Origin of the sequence: Desulfosporosinus sp. (assembly GCF_014237355.1) — a bacterium.
GTDB lineage: Bacteria > Bacillota > Desulfitobacteriia > Desulfitobacteriales > Desulfitobacteriaceae > Desulfosporosinus.
This window is the reverse complement of record NZ_JABZFS010000071.1, coordinates 61,955-82,469: the sequence shown is the minus strand read 5'-3', so window position 1 is coordinate 82,469 and position 20,515 is coordinate 61,955. Positions and strand designations below refer to the sequence as shown.

The window sequence follows — 20,515 nt, the reverse complement described above, 5'->3', positions numbered from 1 at the left end:
TATGTTATTCTTTTATTCGGTTGTTTTACTTGGAGGGGTGTTCGAGTGGTTTATGGACCCGGTCTTGAAAACCGGTGACTTCGCAAGGGGTCCGTGGGTTCGAATCCCACCCCCTCCGCCATAATTTGTTTATTTTGCGCTTGTAGTTCAGCTGGATAGAGCGTCAGACTTCGAATCTGAATGTCGGGGGTTCGAATCCCTCCGAGCGCACCAATTTTACATCTTTTTGGTTCGATATTCGAGAATCGTATATCGAACCTTTTACTCTTAGTTGATCTAGGCTTGAAGTATGTACGACTTCTAAATGCTTTTGTTCTACTATGGCCTCGTAGCTCAGTGGATAGAGCGGGGGTTTCCTAAACCCTGTCTTGCGGAGGTTCGACTCCTCCCGGGGTCACCATAAACGAGGTAATTATGCTTCATCAAGATTGGATGCGTATGGCGCTTAAACAAGCTCAATTGGCTTTTGAACAAGGAGAAGTTCCGATAGGGGCTGTCGTTGTTCATAATGGGTTAATAATTGCAGAAGCTCATAATGAAAAGGAACAGAAAAATGATCCCACAGCACATGCGGAAATTTTAGTGATTCAAAGGGCAACTGAAGTTTTAAATAGTTGGAGATTAACAGACGCCGTCTTGTACGTAACATTAGAGCCTTGTCCAATGTGTGCTGGAGCAATAGTTCAGTCTCGCTTAAAACAGCTAGTTTATGGAGCAGCAGATCTAAAGGGTGGAGCTACTGGTTCAGTGATGAATGTCTTAGACTATAAACTATGGAACCATCGTGTAGACGTTGTAGCTGGAGTATTAGAAGAAGAATGTTCCGATATTTTAAAGGCGTTTTTTAAACGATTGCGCCGATTTTAGGTGTTATATATATGGAGGAGTATCGAAGTGGTCATAACGAGAGCGACTCGAAATCGTTTGACGGTGCAAGCCGTCCGTGGGTTCGAATCCCACCTCCTCCGCCATTACATAAAATAAATTAAGGGCCTTCGCTGAATGCGAAGGGCCTTTTTAATACTGTCAGAAAGTATAAAACTTCGTTATTATACTGCAAGAAGGCTTAATACGTGCGAAGACAGTGTCTTCGTCCAAGCAGTGCAACTAAGGCTGCCGCCTCGCCGGAGGCTTGGCGCCAGCCAAGTTTTCTTTATGCAATTAGACATGATGTGTTCTGAAAAGTGGCTAAGGAACAAATGAAATCCAATCTGTGTTTTATTTTCTTTAAATTACCCAATACTATCAATAGTATGATTATTCATCTTTGTTCTAAGTATAATCTTCACATTGATTGTGATTCAAACTAAGGAATTTAATCAGTGTAAATGGGGGTACTTTGGTTGTCATTTAATTCAATAGAATTCCTATTGTTTTTTATAATTGTAACTTTTGTTTATTATGCACTAAATCATAAGGTCAGATGGGTTTGGCTTTTAATTTCAAGTTATTATTTTTACATGTGTTGGAATCCAAAGTATGCAATACTTATGGCTATATCAACAATAGTAACATATCTTAGTGGTTTGTTAATAGATAAAGCAAATAAATTATCCGATGGGAAAAAATCCTTGCAACTAAAAAAGTTGTGGGTGTTTTTAAGCTTTACGATTAACTTGTCAATTCTATTTATGTTCAAATACTTTAATTTTTTTAGTAGTAGTATTGAAAGGATTTTTAATTATTTTAATAATCCAATCTATCTGCCATCGTTTGATTATTTACTTCCAATTGGAATATCTTTTTATACGTTTCAAGCTCTCAGCTATACTATTGATGTTTTTAGGCGGGATATAAAGGCTGAGAAGAATTTAGGAAAATATGCTTTATTCGTTTCATTTTTCCCTCAATTAGTCGCTGGTCCTATTGAAAAGTCAAAGAATTTGCTGCATCAATTTGATGAGAAGCACACGTTTAATTATGAACGAGTAAAAAATGGTTTATTATTGATATGCTGGGGACTAATACAAAAGATGGTCATTGCCGATCGATTAGCAATTTTAGTTAATACTGTTTACAACAACCCTAGTGACTATAGGGGATTTGAAATCGCTTTAGCGACTGTGTTTTTTGCTTTTCAAATCTATTGCGATTTCTCTGCTTATTCGGATATTGCCAGAGGTGCAGCAGAGGTTATGGGTTTCAGGTTATCCCTTAACTTTAAGAGTCCATATTTTTCAAAATCAATTAAAGAGTTTTGGCGACGCTGGCATATCACATTAGGGGCATGGTTTATGGATTATCTGTACATTCCTTTAGGTGGTAATAGGCGTACTAGGCTAAGATATTATTTTAATATCTTAGTTGTCTTTCTAGTATCAGGTTTGTGGCACGGTGCGACGTTCAATTTTATTATTTGGGGAGCGCTGCACGGAATTTATCAAGTAATCGGTGACCTACTCAAGCCTATCAGGGGAGCTATCATAAAAATTTTTAAAATTGATACACATCATTTTTCGTATAAGCTTTATCAGGTATTGGTAACCTTCGCTCTTGTTAATTTTGCCTGGATATTTTTTAGAGCGGGTTCTTTTACGAGTGCTCTTATTATAATCCAAAATATAGTTTACTTTAATCCTGAGGTCTTTTTTGATGGATCGATTTATAAATTGGGTTTAGCCTCTAAAGATTTGATTCTTTCTATTTTGAGTATTGGTATTCTTATAGGTGTTAACAGGTTGCAACTGACCAGAAATCTGCGATCTGAATTGTCTAGGCTTAATATTGTGGTGAGATGGTCTGTATATTTAACTGCTATCGCCATTATCCTTATATTTGGCATGTACGGGCCAGGATATGATCCTGAGCAATTTATTTATTTCCAATTCTAGGAGGATTTTCTGTGCTCAGAAAAGGAATTATTAAGGGATTCATTTTTCTAATTCTATTATTGATAGTTGTTTCTACATTAAATTCAATATTTATTATTAAGACAGGCCATCGAAGTAAGCTTATCGAGGGTCTATATAAACATACTGGAAATGCTTATGATGTGGTATTAATGGGTTCAAGTCATATGAACGGTGGGATTGATCCAAATGTGTTATGGCATCAAGAGGGTATTACAAGCTTTAATTACGCAACCGGTGGTCAGCCAATTGATGTTACTTATTATTTGATAAAGGAAGTTTTGAAGAATCACAATAAGCCGATTGTCGTAGTTGATCTATATTATTTAGGTTTAAGAGACGAATACGGTGATGAAGGATATGTTAGAAATGCACTTGATAACTTGAGATTATCAAAAAATAAACTTGATGCCGTCATAAATTGCACACCTCGACGTGATTGGGAGAGTTATTTAATACCAATTATTAAGTATCATGATCGCTGGAAGGAACTAACCGTTCGGGATTTTCTTTATGACACCTCTGAGAGCTATTTTGCTAAAGGATTTGATGCTGGAACAGATAAATATGGAAAAGATATTATTAGTGAAGCTTCTACAACAGGAACAATAGACCTTCCACCAAAAACGGAGGAATATCTCACTAAAATCATTGATCTATCTCGGGAAATTGGATTCAAGTTAATATTTATAAACATCCCTTATGATTATAACAGCACGAGTGGTTCAACAAACTGGGTAAAAGAGCCCGCTAAAATGTTTAATAGAGTAGCAGAGATTGCTGAAGATAATGATATTCCTTTTATTAATTATAACGATAAGTTGGATGAATTAGGGTTTGATTTTAAATCCGATATGAACAACTCAAGTCACTTAAATATTTGGGGTGCTAATAAAATGACTGTGAAATTTGGAGAATTTCTAAAAGAAAACTATGACTTAATAGATCATCGTAGTGACGAGAAATATGCACAGTGGAATATTGATTATAGGCATTCCCAAGCAGCATCAATCTCAGACAAATGAAGAAGCTAAACCCTTCTAGTAGAAATTGGGTATAATATTTAAACTCCTGTTCATAAACAATACCACAAAAATGACCATAGCAGTAACTATTGGCGATGAACGTTTGTTCAAGCCAGGCAATTTAGCGTTAGAAATCGATGACCCCAAAATTTAATTACTTAAACACAAATAAAAGCGAGGGTTTCAAAAAATATTGAAGGCCCCTCGCTTTTTCTTAACTGTCAGAAACTTGTGTTATATACTGCAGCGCCAGCCAGTTTTCTTTATCTTTAGTTTAAGTCATAATCTTGGAATGTTCCTCCCATGAAATATTTCTGCCATCTCTTTTGTTAATCGTTGTTTAATTCGTTTCTTTTCGTTCGGAGAGAGTTCATTTTTTGCCGTACCAAATAAATAGTTATCTAGATTAAAGTCTTTTAAGATCATTTTTGTGTGGAAAATATTTTCCTGATAGACATTAACATCAATCATTTGATAAAGTTCCTTTTGTTCTTTAGCTATATAATTTTGTATGGAATTAATTTTATGGTCAATAAAAAACTTTCTACCATCTAAATCACGGGTAAAGCCTCTGATTCTATAGTCAATGATGGCAATATCTGAAGAAAAACTCGTTAATAGATAATTAAGTGCTGTCAGTGGAGAAATCCTACCACAAGTTGAGACGTCAATATCTGCCCTAAAGGTACTGATCCCTTTATTAGGATGGCTTTCAGGGTATGTATGGACGGTTATATGGCTTTTATCAAGGTGGGCAACAACTGCAGAGGGGCTAGAGGGCTCATTTTTATCCACTGAGATGGCTTCTTTGATATGTTCTTGTTCTTCTGAAACAAGCATTGTAACACTAGCCCCTTGTGGATCGTAATCCTGTTTAGCAATATTCAAAATATGTGCACCAATTATATTGGATACTTCTGTTAGAATTCTTGCTAAACGATCAGAATTGTATTCTTCATCAATGTATTGAATATAGTCTTGTCGATGCTCTGATGATTTGGCATAACAGATATCATACATATTAAAGCTGAGGGTTTTTGTAAGGTTATTAAATCCGTATAATTTTAGTTCTTTAAGTTGTTTTATTTCCATTGTTTCTCCTCCAAAATCCGCCTATAAACAGATACAAGGATACTGTACGATATTTAAGAAGAAAATATTCAATGCTATCAAATTATCTAGAAGATATAGAAGAGATTGAGGGAAAATCGACTATACGGCAATAATACATATATTTACATCAATTAAACTATTGACGTGCCTGTTTATTTGCGATATAATCTCTCTTGTTCACTAAATTCGTCAAATTACATTATGTTTTGTAGTTTGCGTAACACTGGAGAGGTGGCTGAGTGGTCGAAGGCGCCCGCCTGGAAAGCGGGTACATTGGGCAACCGGTGTCGAGGGTTCAAATCCCTCTCTCTCCGCCATTTTGAAAGTTTTGAGCCAAAGTATTAACTTCGGCTTTTTTACTAGCTAGGTAGTGTAATTTTCTGGAAACTCAGGCGCTAGCCAAGTTTTATATATTTTGCTATAATTGATTTAGCCGTACTAGATGGGGAGGTAGCGGTTCCCTGTAACTTGCAGTCCGCTCTAGCAAGGTGGAATTCCCGCGAAAGGCCCACGCCTGTGAAGCTGTCCTTGTGAGGCAGCGATGAGATTTTGGTCTTACGCAACAGAACACTTCGAACCGTGTCAGATCTTGACGGAAGCAGCACTAAGGAGAGCGTTTTGTGTGCCGTAAGGTTGCCTGAATCGAGTTGCCGAGCAAGGTAACGTTTGGAGGCGATGGTTCGATCAAGGGTGTACGGCTATTATAATGAGATAAAGGTGGTCTTGTACCATCTTTTTTGGTATATACTATTTATCGAGGGTGGAAGTATGGCATGGCTTATTTAGCGCTTTATCGTGAATGGCGTCCAAAAAGGTTTGGAGATATAGTTGGACAGGATCATATTACTAAAACCCTGCTCAATGCTCTAAAACAAAAGAGGATTGCGCATGCCTACCTATTCAGTGGCCCGAGAGGTACTGGTAAAACGACGGCTGCAAAAATTCTGGCAAAAGCCTTAAATTGCGAACAACGAGAGGGTGAGGAACCCTGCAATTATTGCTCTTCCTGTATCGGTATTGACCAAGGCTCAGCCATGGAGGTATTTGAAATTGATGCAGCTTCAAATCGCGGCATTAACGAAATTCGAGATTTACGTGAAAACATAAAATTAAGCTCGATACAAGGGAAACATAAGGTTTATATTATTGATGAAGTACATATGCTGACGACAGAGGCCTTTAATGCTTTACTTAAGACTTTAGAGGAACCTCCTCCTCAGGTTGTTTTTATTCTAGCAACGACTGAGGTACAAAAGATACCTTTAACTATTCTTTCTCGTGTACAACGCTTTGAATTCCATCGAATCTCAGTCGAGGATATTCAAAATCGACTTAAAGAAGTGTGCACTTTTTTAAAGCGAGAGGTTAATCCTGGTGCTTTAGCGGTAATTGCTCAGAAGTCTGAAGGCGGACTCCGAGATGCCCTAAGTATTTTAGATCAATGTCTTTTACAGGATGATCCTATCGGAGTTGAAGAGGTATACCTAGTGCTGGGTATGGTTGGTGAAACCTATAGTTCCCAGCTAGTTGATGAAATTACTTCGGCTGAATATGGGAAATGTTTAAATTTTTTGTCCGAGGGCATCCAACAAGGACGAGACCCACGGCAGATTATTAGGGAGCTCTTAGATTATTTGCGACAAATGTTGCTAACTGTAGCAACAGGAGAAACGCCTATGGTAGCGCCCCATATTCAGGATCGTCTGATCAAGCAGACTAAACAAATCGGTATTTCCCGGATTTTACGCTGGATTTCTATTTTATTACAAGGAGAAGGGCAGCTTAAATATGCATCTAATGCTCGATTAGCAGCTGAACTCTTATTGATCAAGACCATCCATGAAAGTCAACAGGAAACAAACAACAGCCAGGAAGAAATCCTGAAACGTTTATCTATAGTTGAACAACAGCTTCAGGGTGCCCCTGTGCTTAGTAAAGAGGCTCCTAAAGAGAACTCTCCTACTAGAATAAATAAGGTAAATAATACAAAACCAGTCGATAAAACAAACGATTTAGGGGACAATAAAAGGACAGAGAGCAGGACTATAGCAAACAAATCTAATTTAAACTTAGAGGGTATCCTGGCACGCTGGAATGATGTTATGGACCAGGTTAAAAAACGTAAAAAGTCAACTCAAGCCTTTCTAATGGAAGGGAAACCAGCTCTCCTTGAAGGAAACACCTTGACAATTCTTTTCCGTGAAGGCTGTTCGTTTCATAAGGATAAAGTCAATCAATCAGAAAATCGGCAGACCATTGAAGATGTACTAAAACAATTATTTGGTATTTCCTTAACTCTCCAAAATGTTATGGAAAATGAATTTAAAGCTTTAGAAGATCCAGAGAATCAAGCCATAGAAAAGCAAGAACAAGATTTGGTCAATAAAACCAAAGACATGTTTGGAGCTGATCGTGTCGTTGTAAAAGACTGACCATTACTTTTATGGCATAGTAAAGGGAAACCACTCTTACTTGTAGAAGTAAGGACCATATGACTAGATAAAAAGATAGGAAGTGTTTTAAAAATGGCAGGTTTTAAAGGTATGGGCGGCAATATGAGCCAAATGTTGAAACAAGCTCAAAAAATGCAAGAAGATATGGCTAAAATGCAAGAAGAACTCCAGAGCAAAACTGTGGATGCTTCTTCCGGTGGAGGAATGGTTCAAGTTGTTGTCAGCGGAAAAATGGAATTAGTTGACTTGAAGATCAAGCCGGAAGCAGTCGATCCTGAGGATGTTGAAATGCTGGAGGATTTGATTAAGGCAGCGTTAAACGAAGGAATAAGAAAAGCACAAGAAATGACCAGCAATGAAATGGGTAAACTGACCGGTGGTTTAAAAATCCCCGGATTGTTCTAGGTGATCTATGGATTTTTTGAGATACCCACAGCCCTTAGGGGATCTTATTAGCAGCTTAGCACGTTTACCTGGAATTGGACCTAAAACAGCTGGACGGCTGGCCTTTTACCTTTTGCAGCAGCCTCAAGTTTCTGAGGATTTAGCAAAAGCGATTATTGTAGCTAATCGAGATATCAAGAAGTGTTCTATATGTTCAAACTTTACAGATCAAGACCCTTGCGCAATTTGCCATAATACGCAAAGAGATCAGACAGCTCTTTGCGTTGTTGAGCACCCCAGAGACGTAGTATCTCTGGAAAAAACCAGGGAATTTAAAGGAGTCTACCATGTACTGCACGGTGTTCTTTCCCCAATGGATGGCATTGGGCCCGAGAATCTGACCATCAATCAACTTTTAAAACGATTAGATGGTATAAAAGAAGTTGTTATGGCCATGAATCCTACTGTGGAAGGGGAAGCAACTGCTTTGTATTTGGCGCGCCTACTAAAGCCTATGGGGATAAGAGTCTCCCGTATAGCTCATGGTTTGCCCGTAGGTGGAGATTTAGAATATGCTGATGAGGTTACCATTGCTCGGGCATTAGAAGGCAGAAGAGACCTATAACTATAAAAAATTGCGTTTCTGAATATTTTTTATTTGTGAAAAACAAAACATGATCTATATAGATTTTATTATTGACCGGTATAAAAATTAAAGATATACTATGTCAAACGGGGGACTATTCAGCATGAACTGGATATGTTCCCTCAGCACGTTTTTATGGCTATTTCATAAAATTCAATCTTTTATGACCCAGTTTTCTCTTCCTTAGCTTAATCCGTGGAATTGAAATAGGGATAAGTCATAAGTAATGGACTTAAATATGTTACCAGAAAATTAAATTTATCACATGATTAGGAGGAAAAAAATTATGGCAAAAATGAAAACCATGGATGGGAATGAGGCGGCAGCTCACGCTTCATACGCGTTTACTGAAGTTGCAACAATTTTTCCCATCACTCCATCCTCAACAATGGCCGAATTAGTTGACGAATGGGCTGCTCATGGAAGGAAAAACATTTTTGGTCAAACCGTTAAGGTTGTTGAAATGCAATCTGAGGCTGGTGCTGCTGGAGCAGTACATGGTTCCCTGCAGGCAGGAGCTTTAACCACTACTTACACAGCTTCCCAAGGCTTACTTCTCATGATTCCTAACATGTATAAAATTGCAGGAGAACTGTTGCCCTGCGTGTTCCATGTCAGCGCACGTGCTTTAGCAACCCATGCACTATCTATTTTTGGTGACCATCAAGACGTAATGTCCGTACGTGCAACGGGATTTGCCCAACTGTCCTCTCATAATGTGCAAGAAGCCTTAGATTTAGGTTTTATCGCCCACCTCGCTTCCGTGAAATCTAGAGTACCTTTCCTGCATTTCTTTGACGGATTCCGTACCTCTCATGAAATTCAAAAGATTGAAGTTCCAGAATACGAAGAGGTTGGGAAACTTTTAGATATGGATGCTGTAAAAGCTTTCCGCGATAATGCATTGAATCCTGAACGTCCAGTCCTTCGTGGTACGGCCCAAAATCCAGATGTGTACTTCCAAGGCAGGGAAGCTTCTAATCGTTTTTATGATGCAATTCCGGACATGGTTGAACACTACATGCAAGAATATAAAAAGCTTACTGGCCGGGAATATCATCCTTTCCAATACTATGGAGCAGAAGATGCAGAGTATGTCATTGTGGCCATGGGCTCGATCTGTGACACCATCGAGGAAACCATTGATTACTTGGTCGCAAAAGGGGAAAAGGTTGGGGTTGTTAAAGTTCACTTATACCGTCCTTTTTCAAGTGATTACTTCTTCAAGGTATTGCCAAAAACTGTTAAGAGTATTGCGGTTCTTGACCGTACCAAAGAACCTGGTTCCACAGGCGAACCTCTTTATTTAGATATTAAGGATATTTTCTATACAAGGGATATTAAACCAGTGGTTGTTGGTGGACGTTATGGCTTAGGATCTAAGGATACAACTCCATCCCAAGTACTAGCTGTCTTTAAAAACCTTAAATCTGAAAACCCAATAGATAGTTTCACCATTGGAATTATCGATGATGTTACCAATAAGTCCTTAGCAGAGGATGAAATCATTGATACCGCTCCGGAAGGAACAATAGCTTGTAAATTCTGGGGTCTCGGTGCTGATGGAACAGTTGGTGCGAATAAACAAGCAATTAAGATTATTGGAGATCACACACAGCTATATGCTCAAGCATATTTCCAATACGATAGTAAGAAATCTGGAGGAATTACGGTTTCCCACCTCCGTTTTGGTAAAAAGCAAATTAAATCCCCCTATTATGTGACAGGTGCTAATTACATTGCTTGTCATAATCAAACCTATGTGAATCAATATGATCTCTTAAAAGGACTCAAGCAGGGCGGAAACTTCGTCTTAAATTGTCAGTGGACTCCAGAGGAACTGGATGAAAAACTTCCGGTTTCTATGAAGCAAGCCCTTGCTAAAACAAAAGCAAACTTTTATATCATTGATGCGGTATCCATTGCTCGTAAAATAGGTCTTGGTTCCCGTATTAATATGATCATGCAAGCTGCTTTCTTTAAGCTCGCAAACGTAATTCCTGTTGAAGAAGCTGTCGATTACTTAAAAGCTTCTGTTGTAAAAACCTACGGCAAAAAGGGTCAAAACATTGTAGATATGAATACAGCGGCCATCGATATGGGTGTTTCTTCCCTAGTTAAGGTAGACGTTCCAGCTGCTTGGGAAAATGGGGACAACGCACAGGCTCAGGCTGCTGCAGCGGTTGAAGAACCAGATTTCGTCAAGAACATCCTTCGCCCAATGAATGCTCTTGAAGGGGACAACCTCCCTGTAAGTACCTTCTTGGGACGTGAAGACGGAACCTTCCCGGTAGGAACTTCTGCTTACGAAAAACGTGGTATTGGAGTTATCGTACCAGAATGGCAGATCGATAATTGTATCCAATGTAATCAGTGTTCTTATGTCTGTCCCCATGCAGCAATTCGTCCATTCTTGATAAACGAAGAAGAGGCAAAAAATGCTCCTGAGACCTTCGTGGGTAAGAAAGCTATTGGTAAAGAAGCTGCTGGTCTTCAATTCCGTATGCAAGTGAGTACCTTGGATTGTACAGGTTGCGGGAACTGTGCTGAAGTTTGCCCGGCAAAAGTTAAAGCTCTAGTTATGAAACCGGCAGCTGAACAAATCGCACAACAGGCTGCGAATTGGGAGTATGCAGTAACCCTCAAAAACAAGAGCAACCTCTTTGATGTAACGACCGTTAAGGGTAGTCAGTTTGCTCAACCTTTACTCGAGTTCAACGGTGCATGCCCAGGATGTGGAGAAACTGCCTACGTTAAACTTATCACCCAACTGTTTGGTGATCGTATGATGATCTCCAATGCTACTGGCTGCAGCTCGATCTGGGGCGGTAGTGCTCCAGCCGTACCATATACTACGAATCAGGAAGGTAAAGGACCCAGTTGGGCAAATTCCTTGTTCGAAGATAATGCCGAGTTCGGTTATGGTATGTACTTGGGAGTTCGCCAACAGCGCGAAAAACTGTTCGATTTAATGACTCAAGCCTTAGAGATGAATATCAGTGCTGAACTAAAGGAAGCTTTCCAGGAATGGCTAAATGGATGGGATGATGCAGATGCCTCTAAAGCCGCTACGGCTAAAATCCTTGCCGGACTAAATGGCTACACTGGAGATAACCCTGTCCTTGCTGAAATTTTTGCTAAGAAGGATCATCTTATCAAAAAATCACAATGGATTCTTGGTGGAGATGGCTGGGCTTATGATATTGGATTCGGCGGCTTAGACCATGTCATAGCTTCTGGAGACGATGTAAATATCTTTGTTATGGACACCGAGGTTTACTCTAATACAGGAGGACAATCCTCTAAGTCCACTCCTAGAGCAGCTGTTGCTAAATTTGCTGCAGCTGGTAAGAAAATTCGCAAGAAAGACCTAGGCATGATCGCCATGAGTTATGGATATGTTTATGTTGCACAAATCGCGTTGGGTGCTAACATGGCTCAAACCATTAAAGTGATTAAAGAGGCTGAAGCTTACAAAGGACCTTCCTTAATTATTGCTTATGCTCCTTGTATCAATCATGGCCTTAAAGCTGGAATGACCAAGAGTGTACAAGAGGCGAAAAAAGCCGTCGACGCTGGTTACTGGCATCTATATCACTTTAACCCAGACCTCATAGATCAAGGTAAGAACCCATTTAGCTTAGATTCCAAAGAGCCGAGTACGTCCTTCCGCGATTTCATCATGGGCGAAGTTCGCTACTCTTCCTTGCTAAACACCTTCCCTGAAAGTGCAGAGGAACTCTTTGAAGGCGCTGAAAAGTATGCCAAGGTACGTTATGAGTCATACAAACGTCTTGCTGATCAAAAGTGGGACTAAGAACTAGTAAACAATTAGCATAGATCAAATTCCGAGAAGAGAGCAGGTTTAGCCTGCTCTCTTTTTCTCAACGTACCAGACTTTCATGCTGCATGAGCAGCATCATTGAGGGATGAAAAAATAATATTGGGTCCAAGATCCTTCAGTCGTACCTCCTTCAGGATGACATAGCCCTTGAGTTGCTTTCATAGCAAAGGCATGTATAGTAAAAAGACGCGTAGCGTTTTTCTCACGGCAGAATTTAGATAAAACGAATGGTTCTACTTTGTCCCTAAGTGCATATTATGTACCATGCTTTAGGCAAAGGAGGATTTCCATGACCTTTGTTTTTTTAGGACTATTTATAATCTTGTTAGCGTTGATTGTTCGTTCATCATTAGGACAACCCCGAGTAGCTCTTAAAGTTCTGATACATATTTTAGGTGGAATTGTTGGACTGTGGATTTTTAACTTACTCCTAAGTGTCATCGGATTCGATATTCCGATTAATGTATTTACAATTATAATTGTAGGATTACTGGGTTTTCCTGGAGTTTTAGCACTGTCGGTATTACAGTTGCTGGGGATTTAGAATGTATATAAGAAGAACATAATTTAGGAAAAGGTCTGAAGAAGAGCATACAGAAAGTGTGCACTGGGAACTATTTAACAGTAGTTCCCTTGTTTTTATTATGCCAACCATTTCGGGGAATTGGAACCTATTGCCCTTAAAGGGAGGATAAAATGGATAGACCAGAATTAAATTCATCAGTCAGACGTTACAAAGCCTATATCAGTACGATGGGTACAACCCAACTCCATTTAAGAAACCCTTACATAATTGCTTTTTGGTCCCTTGCATTTCCTGGCTTAGGACACTTGCTGTTATCAAAATACCTAAGGGGTTTTCTTTTGTTTATTTGGGAAGTGTTTATTAATTACAAAGCACATATCAACCTTGCAATTTTATATTCTTTTACAGGTAGATTCGAAATGGCAAAAGAGGTGCTTGATATCACTTGGGTTATGCTTTATGCCCCAACTTATCTCTTTTCCGTTTGGGACAGCTATCGAACTACCGTTGATCTTAATCAGCAATATACTTTAGCAGCCAGAGAAGATGCTGAACTTAAGATGTTTAATATAAATTCTATAGAAATAAATCATTTAGACAAACGAACCCCCTGGATTGCTTTTGCATGGTCGGCATTAATGCCTGGATTAGGACAAATCTATATACATAGAATTCCAAGTGCTTTGTTTACAATGAGTTGGTTTATAGTTATGGCATACCTTTCCAAGTTGCTTCCAGCCATACATTTTACATTATTGGGACAGTTTGAACTGGTTAAAACTCTTTATATAAGTACGGAAGCGACACACTGGTTATTAAATATTCCTTGTATCTATTGGTTTTCACTATACGAGTCCTATGTTAATGCTGTAGAAAACAACAAATTATTCGAATGGGAACAAGCGAAATTTTTAAAGAAGAATTATCAGTCAGAACTCTTTAAAATGCCTTTCAAATAAATAATGAATGAGGTTGGATAAATGTATATTATATCTACGTTCGAACACTCCAATTATTTAGAGTTAGCGATTACATCAATTCAAATGAAAGGAATAAAAAAGGAGAGTATTCTTTGCGTGCCGATGGATAAACGAGGGGAAGATAAACAACTATTTGACACCCTTCACTCTTCTGATGGTTTAAGTTTGTTGGATTTACCAATAATCTTAGCAACCATGTTCTGTTTGTTTGGAGGTATTTATGGCTTTCTACTAACCTGGGGCCCTATTCTGTGGGGACTAATTAGTATGGTAGTGGGTTTTGGTATAGGTTTTATGATTAAGTTAATTATCACAAAGAAGTATGATAATAGGCAGAAAAGCCTTAAGGCGACCGAAGTTGTCATGATTATTAATTGTGATGATCATCAGTTAGATATGATTAGAGATACTCTTTGGCGACATAATGCACTGGGTGTTAGCAGATTAAGTCTGGAGGATATTGTATATGTATAAGAATCATTTGAAATCCCATAATTGGCTGCTTCTAGGCGTATAGCATGAAATTAATTTTAAAGGAGCATTATGATGAAGGCTTTTACCCTACCCGGTGTGGAACGAGCAAATGATTTATTACATCAAGCCAATGCTGTATTGTTTGAAACTTGGGTGAATCAAATTGTTTTTACCTGGCGATGGTGGATAGAGATAACGATTATCATCCTATCCTGGGTCTACTTCTGGGTCTTTTTAAGAAAAAAACCTGATACTTACAGATTACTATGTGCGGGTTTTTTTACGATGATAGTAGCCACATATTTGGATGTTGTGGGGATGGCCTTACGTTTATGGGGCTATCCAAGCAAGGAAGTGCCGCTTATACCGCCATTCATAACATGGGACTTAAGTGCCATACCAGTCTTAACTATGATATTTCTTCATTACAAGCCAAACGTTAAACCCATTGTTAAAGCTATAGTGTTAGCTATATTTGGCTCACTTATCTTACAGCCGATTTCTGTTTTGCTTGGCCTATATATACCATACCATTGGCATCATTACTACTCAATTCCGTTTGTAATTGTAATTTATCTAGGAGCAAACTATTTCTACAATGATTCTAATTTTAAACGTTAAAAAAGAAGTTAGAGAGGATTATATTACTTTCTGATGGGTGGCGTTCACTTTAATATTATTAAAGGAACGCTATTTTTATTGTGTAAATAAAAATTATCACAGTCTTAAGGGACAGGGGTAGTATTTTGCCGAGTAGGGGTAATTCATGAATTCCCCCTACTCGTGCATAATCAACTCGTTGTCGGACAAAATAAGCTGGATTGGAGGGAGATTAGCATGGGAAGTTGGATGAAGATGATTAAGGAACTAACCATTCGTCCTAAGGGAGAACGTAAGATACGAAAATCTCCCTCCTATTCGTTTGATGAGGATCTGAATAAGCCTTTATCCGGAGAAACGGTGAAGGAAATCTTATCGAAGAGCAGCGATGTTGTGTTTCGGGAATTTTTACTCCAAGGAAAAGAACGTATTCCCTGTATGTTAGTGGTTGTGGATGGATTGGTTGATAAAAATCTTCTCGACCAATTTGTCTTAAAACCTCTTATGGTAGATTTGGTGGGACATCCGGAATTAGCCCAAGTGACCTTAGCCAATGTAATCGATAAGACAATGGAAAGCTTAATCCCTGGCATAGAAGTTAAGAAGATATCCAAAATGGGAGATGCAGTTGATAGTATTCTATCCGGTGATTCAGTCATTTTTTTCGGCAGTTTAACAGAAGCCATTGTTGTTGGTGCCAGAGGATGGGCTAATCGTGGCGTTAATGAACCAATAGCGGAGTCGGTCGTCAAAGGGCCGCATGAGGGTTTTGCGGAAACTCTTCGAGTTAATACCTCCCTTTTGCGGCGCAAGATAAAACATCCCTCCTTGCGGATAATATCCTTAAAATTAGGAGATATGTCGAATACGGATCTTGTAGTAACCTATATTGAAAAAATAGCAAGTCCAGATATAGTTTCTGAAGTGTTATTAAGATTAAGTAAAATTAAGATGGATAGCGTAATTGACGTCGGATATATCGAGGAAATGATTGAGGATAATCCTTATTCGCCTTTTCCACAAGTTGCTTATACTGAGCGACCGGATGTTTTGGCTGGAAAGCTTTTGGAAGGGAAAGTAGGCATTATGCTTGACGGAACCCCTATAACACTTGTGGTACCAGCAATATTAACACAATTTTTAAGCGTCAATGAAGATTATTACCAAAGGGCCATGACGGCAATCCTCTCTCGCTTCGTACGGTATGTAGGATCCTTTGTTGCCGTTGTAGCTCCTAGCGTCTATATAGCAGTGACAACGTTTCATCAGGAAATTATACCGACAGATCTCCTGATGAGCATATCGGCGGGGCGGCAAGGCGTACCTTTTCCGGCTCTTTTAGAGGCCTTAACCATGACGGTGGTTTTAGAAATATTACAGGAAGCAGGGCTTCGGTTACCAAAACCAATTGGGCAAACGATTGGAATTGTTGGGGCACTTATTATCGGAGATGCAGCAGTGAACGCCGGTTTAGTCAGTCCACTGATGGTTATCATCATTGGACTGACGGCTGTAGCGAGTTATGCTATCCCCTATTATGATTTGAGTCTTGCGGTTAGAATGATGCGATTCCCACTTATGATTTTGGCAGGTATTCTTGGCTTTTTTGGGGTAGCTATGGGTCTGTATGCTATCGCAATCCACTTGTTAAGCCTTCGCTCCTTTGGAGTGCCCTACACTAGTCCGGTAGCCCCGTTGCGGATTCGGGCCTTCCTGCAGGATACCTTCGTTCGAGCTCCCTGGTGGGCCTTAAAGCGACGTCCCCAACTTATGGACGTAGAGGAACCCCGAACAAATGGGAAGGGGTAGCAATGGAAAGAATTTCAGTACATCAATTTATAACTTTGGGAGCGGCTGTACTTATGGGTACAACGTTTCTCCCCGTGGCATCAATAGTGACTGGAGTTGGCGGTCGGGATGGTTGGATGAGTGTTTTACCTGGGTTTGCACTGGGAATCCCTTATAGTTTAATGATACTATCCCTTCTAGAACAGTATCCAAGCAATAATTTATTACAGATTTCGGAAACACTCTTTGGAAAGTTGATCGGAAAACTCATAGGTTCTTTTTATATTTTAGTTGCCGCTTATTTGGGTGGCTTGTTATTAGGCCAAGTGGGTGATATCTATCAGGCTTCGATCATGCCTTTAACCCCGCTAGGGGTTTTCTACCTTGGAGGAATTATACTCGTTCTTTTATTGATACAGTCTGGAATCGAAGTATTCGCACGCTTTTCCGAGGTAATCTTTCCATTAATCGTCATCGCCTTGTTCTTAAATATTGTTCTCTCGATCCCCAGAATTGAACAAGGGGAACTCCTACCTATTTTGAGTGAGGGATTTAAACCGATATTAGTAGGGGCATTCAAGGTAATGCCCTTTCCGTTGACTTATATTATCTTCTTAGCGGGAGTTATCGCTTTTCTACCGACAGGAAAGAAAGAGCTTAAGCAATTAAAGAGCGGAGTTTGGCGAGTTGTTTTTATGGTAGGAATCCTAGACATGCTGATTGTAATAATACAGATCCTTGTTTTTGGACCGTCGGAAACTGTTCGTTTGGTCTATGGTTTACTAGTATTGGGGAAGATGGTGGAAATAAGCCGAACAGTTGCAGGCGTTGAATCTGTATTTTTAGGGGTTTGGTTTGGCGCAGCGGTTCTGAAAATTGGCTCGCTCTTTTTTGCAACGAATTGGGGTTTAGAATATGTTTTTGGCTTGAAGGGAATAAAATGGAGACTATCTCTATGTGTCGTATTTTTAGGAATTGCCTTCAGATATGTAAGAGGACCTTCATTAATTTTGGAAATTGGACTTGTTGACGAGTACTTAATAATGCCTTTCGTAGCTATTTGGATACCTGCACTTTGGGGTGTCGCACACTGGAAGAAGGGTGTTGGTATAGGACGAAAGGAAACCCGATCAGGAGGGAAAGGGTAACAATGGAGAGAATCTCGTCACATCAATTCACCTTATTAGGATCAGCAGTACTTATGGGTACTACCTTTCTTCCCATAGCCTCGATGGTGACTGGGGTTGCTGGCAGGGACAGCTGGCTAAGTGTTCTGCCCGGCTTTGCACTTGGAATCCCCTATGGTTTAATGGTCCTGGCCCTGATGGAACAATATCCCCAAAAGAACTTGCTTCAGATTACGGAAATACTATGGGGCAAATGGATCAGCAAGATTATTGGAATCCTTTATGTATTAATCATGATTTACTTTGGAGGCCTATTGCTGGGACAGTTAGGGGACATGTATGAATCCTCTATTATGCCCCGAACTCCTATTGAGATGTTTTATCTTGGTGGTCTGCTACTCGTCTTATACTTGGTTAAATCGGGAATTGAAGTGTTTGCTCGTTTTTCAGAAGTACTCTTTCCATTGATTGTGTTTGCCTTGGTTTTGAACATTGGGCTTTCAATACCTCGAGTGGAACAAGGGGAGTTAATGCCCTTGCTGAGTCAAGGAATGATACCTATATTTTGGGGAGGGACAAAAATAGGCCCTTTTGTTATGGAGTATATTCTTTTTTTGGCTGGAGTCTTACCCTTTTTGTCTACCAATAAGGGAGAACTACTCCATTTTAAGCGAGGGTTATGGAAAACTATTTTTTTAGTAGGTATTCTGAATACGCTGGTCGTCCTAATTCAGATATTAGTATTTGGCCCTTCAGAGACTGTAAATTTAGTGTATGGTTTACTTGTATTAGGAAAAATGGTAGAGGTAAGCAAGACAATCGCAGGTGTTGAATCTTTATTTCTAGGAGTATGGTTTGCTGCTCTAGTAATAAAGATAAGTGCCTTCTTTTTCGCCATAATCTGGGGCTTAAAAAGTATTTTTAACGCCAAAGGCTTTATGTGTAATCTCGTTGTGGGAATAATATTTATGGGTATTGCACTTAAGTTTCAGAAAGGCCCTGCTTTAAAGATAGAAATTGGATTCGTTGACAATTATCTAATCTTCCCCTTTGCATCTGTATGGGTACTTACCCTATGGGGAATGTCATATTGGAAGAAGAAAGCTGGTGTTTCATGAATACTAAATTAAAGAGAAGCTACAAAATTGCACCAGTATTACTATGTATCAGTCTTTTGTTTATATCTGGATGCTGGGGAAAGCGGGAAGTAGAAAACTTGGCTCCCCTTATAGGAATTGGATTTGATCTCGGAGAAAAACCTGGGACCTATCTCGTCACTCAGCAATATGCACGGCCTAAGAAAGGAGGTTCATCGGGAGCCGAGATTTTACAGAGGACATTAGGTGCAGAGGCATCAAGCGTCAGGGAAGCCTTTGAAACAGTTTCTAAGGGTGCATACCGGACGCCCTTTATGGGTTCACTTAAGGTAATTGTCATTGGAGAGGATTTTGCAAAAGCAGGTGGATTTAATGATGTGTTGGATTTTGCTCAGCGTTTTGCAGAATTTCGTCGCTCGATGTACCTCGTTTTAGCTAGAGGAAGGGCCGAAGATATACTAAATTTAAAACTACGTTCAGAGCACCTGTCAGCCATATATATTAATTATATTATTGAAGGAGGGAATGAGTTATCGACTTTTCCTACGGTACGGTTAGGCCATTACCTTACCGTTTTAGGCAGGCAAAGTACGGCGCCAATCCTTCCCGTCGTTAAAAGTATTAAATCCGGAGAAGGTATTAACTATAAAGCAGAAAAGAGTGGTGAGGCAGAAGAGCTACAGATTCAAGGAGCAGGGGTTTTGAGGGGGGATCGTTTAGTTGATTTTTTAAATGACGATGAAACAAAAGGATATATGTGGCTGGAAAACGAGGTTTTTAATCGTTTCATTAACACAGTGGATCTAGAAGAAACCACTGTGAAGTTTAGTGGGCAAGTGTTAAAGTCTAAAACAAAGTATAAATTGCACACAAATAACGAATCTAAAGAACTACACTACCAAATTAAAACAAGCATCGCCATTGACGAAATCATAGGGCTAAATAAGCAACTGTCAGGGACAGAGTGGGTAAAACTGGCTAAAGAAGCAGAAGAGAGCTTTGCTAAAGTGATTGAGAAGGAATGTGAGGGCGCTATAAAAAAACAAAGAGAATTAGGTCAAGATTTTTTAGGGATTGGAAGACATATTGAGCAAAGGGATCCCCAGTATTGGAAGACAATAAAGGATCAATGGGAGGAGGAAATTGCGAATTTTCCTGTTTCCTTAGATGTAAAGGTGACGGTTCATCATACAGGAATGTCAAGCAGCAGCGCGACTAATTCAGGTGGAGAGGGGCAAGACTAGGGGTAGAAGTAATTAGGAGGAATAAATAATGATTAAGACTACTAATATCCCTGATCAAGGCCCTTCAGAAATCTCGGAGAAAAATGAAGGGTTGATGCAAAACGAAGGGAAACTCCTCCCCGTGTGTTATCGCTGTACAAAGGTTCCTAAAGAAGGCCTATATGATGGATTCAGAGTACAAGGGATGTTTTTTTGTTCTGAATGTCAGCAAGACCTGTTCACGGCCGAGCAGGGTTCTCCAGAATACCAAGAATTTATGTTTTTGATTAAAGGTATCTTTTATTAAAATTTATATTTTTTCTCTACATAGATTCGCTGTCTTTCGGTTATCTATCCTTTATAGATGAAATATTTTCTAAATCATG

General features: G+C 39.4%; 17 protein-coding genes, 5 tRNA genes and 1 other RNA gene. 22 read left to right on the top strand and 1 reads right to left on the bottom strand.

The genetic code is table 11. The annotated features are described in order from the left end of the window. Nucleotides 1-31: 31 nt before the first annotated feature. From HGJ98_RS15695 to HGJ98_RS15665, 7 genes are all read left to right on the top strand, one after another. Nucleotides 32-121 (top strand) — tRNA-Ser (locus HGJ98_RS15695). 15 nt (nt 122-136) lie between these two features. Further along, nucleotides 137-213 (top strand) — tRNA-Arg (locus tag HGJ98_RS15690). Between the two features lie 109 nt (nt 214-322). Next, nucleotides 323-400: transfer RNA gene (locus HGJ98_RS15685), tRNA-Arg, on the top strand. 14 nt (nt 401-414) lie between these two features. Then, a complete protein-coding gene (gene tadA / locus HGJ98_RS15680; protein WP_291352497.1) occupies nt 415-867 on the top strand; it encodes a tRNA adenosine(34) deaminase TadA in 453 nt (150 codons plus the stop codon). 13 nt (nt 868-880) lie between these two features. Then, nucleotides 881-971: transfer RNA gene (locus tag HGJ98_RS15675), tRNA-Ser, on the top strand. A gap of 372 nt (nt 972-1,343) precedes the next feature. Next, on the top strand, nt 1,344-2,831 hold the full coding sequence (locus HGJ98_RS15670; protein ID WP_291352495.1) for an MBOAT family O-acyltransferase: 1,488 nt from the start codon (nt 1,344-1,346) through the stop codon (nt 2,829-2,831). A gap of 11 nt (nt 2,832-2,842) precedes the next feature. Further along, nucleotides 2,843-3,874: an SGNH/GDSL hydrolase family protein gene (locus HGJ98_RS15665; RefSeq protein WP_291352493.1), complete on the top strand. Its 1,032-nt coding sequence runs from the start codon at nt 2,843-2,845 to the stop codon at nt 3,872-3,874. A 279-nt stretch (nt 3,875-4,153) separates the two neighbouring features. Here the strand turns inward: HGJ98_RS15665 and speD are convergent, their stop codons facing one another. Continuing rightward, the gene (speD, locus tag HGJ98_RS15660; RefSeq protein WP_291352492.1) at nt 4,154-4,966 is read right to left on the bottom strand and encodes an adenosylmethionine decarboxylase; all 813 of its coding nucleotides are present in this window, start codon (nt 4,964-4,966) and stop codon (nt 4,154-4,156) included. Nucleotides 4,967-5,212: 246 nt separating this feature from the next. On the opposite strand from speD, the gene HGJ98_RS15655 reads away from it, so the two are divergent. The 15 genes from HGJ98_RS15655 (at nt 5,213) to HGJ98_RS15585 (ending at nt 20,436) form a co-directional block, all read left to right on the top strand. Continuing rightward, a tRNA-Ser gene (locus tag HGJ98_RS15655) sits at nt 5,213-5,304 on the top strand. A 116-nt stretch (nt 5,305-5,420) separates the two neighbouring features. Further along, nucleotides 5,421-5,685, top strand: an RNA gene (gene ffs, locus HGJ98_RS15650) — signal recognition particle sRNA large type. Between the two features lie 75 nt (nt 5,686-5,760). Further along, nucleotides 5,761-7,419: a DNA polymerase III subunit gamma/tau gene (dnaX, locus tag HGJ98_RS15645; protein WP_291352491.1), complete on the top strand. Its 1,659-nt coding sequence runs from the start codon at nt 5,761-5,763 to the stop codon at nt 7,417-7,419. Nucleotides 7,420-7,512: 93 nt separating this feature from the next. Continuing rightward, nucleotides 7,513-7,845: a YbaB/EbfC family nucleoid-associated protein gene (locus HGJ98_RS15640; protein WP_291352489.1), complete on the top strand. Its 333-nt coding sequence runs from the start codon at nt 7,513-7,515 to the stop codon at nt 7,843-7,845. A gap of 7 nt (nt 7,846-7,852) precedes the next feature. Further along, complete coding sequence (gene recR / locus HGJ98_RS15635) at nt 7,853-8,449, top strand: recombination mediator RecR (protein WP_291352487.1); 597 nt, start codon at nt 7,853-7,855, stop codon at nt 8,447-8,449. Nucleotides 8,450-8,756: 307 nt separating this feature from the next. Further along, nucleotides 8,757-12,287, top strand: a complete 3,531-nt coding sequence (gene nifJ / locus HGJ98_RS15630) for a pyruvate:ferredoxin (flavodoxin) oxidoreductase (protein ID WP_291352485.1) — start codon at nt 8,757-8,759, stop codon at nt 12,285-12,287. 316 nt (nt 12,288-12,603) lie between these two features. Beyond that, nucleotides 12,604-12,858: a pro-sigmaK processing inhibitor BofA family protein gene (locus HGJ98_RS15625; RefSeq protein WP_291352483.1), complete on the top strand. Its 255-nt coding sequence runs from the start codon at nt 12,604-12,606 to the stop codon at nt 12,856-12,858. 152 nt (nt 12,859-13,010) lie between these two features. Next, nucleotides 13,011-13,799 (top strand): hypothetical protein, encoded by a 789-nt coding sequence (locus HGJ98_RS15620; RefSeq protein WP_291352481.1) that lies wholly within the window; start codon nt 13,011-13,013, stop codon nt 13,797-13,799. Between the two features lie 21 nt (nt 13,800-13,820). Continuing rightward, complete coding sequence (locus tag HGJ98_RS15615; RefSeq protein ID WP_291352479.1) at nt 13,821-14,294, top strand: hypothetical protein; 474 nt, start codon at nt 13,821-13,823, stop codon at nt 14,292-14,294. A gap of 72 nt (nt 14,295-14,366) precedes the next feature. Continuing rightward, nucleotides 14,367-14,915, top strand: a complete 549-nt coding sequence (locus HGJ98_RS15610) for a CBO0543 family protein (RefSeq protein WP_291352478.1) — start codon at nt 14,367-14,369, stop codon at nt 14,913-14,915. A gap of 216 nt (nt 14,916-15,131) precedes the next feature. Continuing rightward, the gene (locus tag HGJ98_RS15605) at nt 15,132-16,703 is read left to right on the top strand and encodes a spore germination protein (RefSeq protein WP_291352476.1); all 1,572 of its coding nucleotides are present in this window, start codon (nt 15,132-15,134) and stop codon (nt 16,701-16,703) included. A 2-nt stretch (nt 16,704-16,705) separates the two neighbouring features. Then, nucleotides 16,706-17,830, top strand: coding sequence for an endospore germination permease (locus tag HGJ98_RS15600; RefSeq protein WP_291352474.1), 1,125 nt, complete (start codon nt 16,706-16,708; stop codon nt 17,828-17,830). A gap of 2 nt (nt 17,831-17,832) precedes the next feature. Continuing rightward, nucleotides 17,833-18,927, top strand: a complete 1,095-nt coding sequence (locus HGJ98_RS15595; RefSeq protein WP_291352473.1) for an endospore germination permease — start codon at nt 17,833-17,835, stop codon at nt 18,925-18,927. Continuing rightward, nucleotides 18,924-20,150, top strand: a complete 1,227-nt coding sequence (locus HGJ98_RS15590) for a Ger(x)C family spore germination protein (RefSeq protein WP_291352471.1) — start codon at nt 18,924-18,926, stop codon at nt 20,148-20,150. Before HGJ98_RS15595 ends, HGJ98_RS15590 begins: the two co-directional genes overlap by 4 nt. A gap of 28 nt (nt 20,151-20,178) precedes the next feature. Next, nucleotides 20,179-20,436, top strand: a complete 258-nt coding sequence (locus HGJ98_RS15585; protein WP_291352469.1) for a sigma factor G inhibitor Gin — start codon at nt 20,179-20,181, stop codon at nt 20,434-20,436. Nucleotides 20,437-20,515: the final 79 nt, after the last annotated feature.

What these genes read in the sequence shown, in the direction of transcription:
- nifJ (WP_291352485.1), top strand. Translation starts at nt 8,757, where the DNA reads ATGGCAAAAATGAAAACCATGGATGGGAATGAGGCGGCAGCTCACGCT.
- HGJ98_RS15640 (WP_291352489.1), top strand. Translation starts at nt 7,513, where the DNA reads ATGGCAGGTTTTAAAGGTATGGGCGGCAATATGAGCCAAATGTTGAAA.
- speD (WP_291352492.1), bottom strand. Translation starts at nt 4,966, where the DNA reads ATGGAAATAAAACAACTTAAAGAACTAAAATTATACGGATTTAATAAC.
- HGJ98_RS15620 (WP_291352481.1), top strand. Translation starts at nt 13,011, where the DNA reads ATGGATAGACCAGAATTAAATTCATCAGTCAGACGTTACAAAGCCTAT.
- recR (WP_291352487.1), top strand. Translation starts at nt 7,853, where the DNA reads ATGGATTTTTTGAGATACCCACAGCCCTTAGGGGATCTTATTAGCAGC.
- HGJ98_RS15610 (WP_291352478.1), top strand. Translation starts at nt 14,367, where the DNA reads ATGAAGGCTTTTACCCTACCCGGTGTGGAACGAGCAAATGATTTATTA.
- dnaX (WP_291352491.1), top strand. Translation starts at nt 5,761, where the DNA reads ATGGCTTATTTAGCGCTTTATCGTGAATGGCGTCCAAAAAGGTTTGGA.
- HGJ98_RS15600 (WP_291352474.1), top strand. Translation starts at nt 16,706, where the DNA reads ATGGAAAGAATTTCAGTACATCAATTTATAACTTTGGGAGCGGCTGTA.
- HGJ98_RS15605 (WP_291352476.1), top strand. Translation starts at nt 15,132, where the DNA reads ATGGGAAGTTGGATGAAGATGATTAAGGAACTAACCATTCGTCCTAAG.
- HGJ98_RS15585 (WP_291352469.1), top strand. Translation starts at nt 20,179, where the DNA reads ATGATTAAGACTACTAATATCCCTGATCAAGGCCCTTCAGAAATCTCG.
- HGJ98_RS15615 (WP_291352479.1), top strand. Translation starts at nt 13,821, where the DNA reads ATGTATATTATATCTACGTTCGAACACTCCAATTATTTAGAGTTAGCG.
- tadA (WP_291352497.1), top strand. Translation starts at nt 415, where the DNA reads ATGCTTCATCAAGATTGGATGCGTATGGCGCTTAAACAAGCTCAATTG.
- HGJ98_RS15625 (WP_291352483.1), top strand. Translation starts at nt 12,604, where the DNA reads ATGACCTTTGTTTTTTTAGGACTATTTATAATCTTGTTAGCGTTGATT.
- HGJ98_RS15595 (WP_291352473.1), top strand. Translation starts at nt 17,833, where the DNA reads ATGGAGAGAATCTCGTCACATCAATTCACCTTATTAGGATCAGCAGTA.
- HGJ98_RS15590 (WP_291352471.1), top strand. Translation starts at nt 18,924, where the DNA reads ATGAATACTAAATTAAAGAGAAGCTACAAAATTGCACCAGTATTACTA.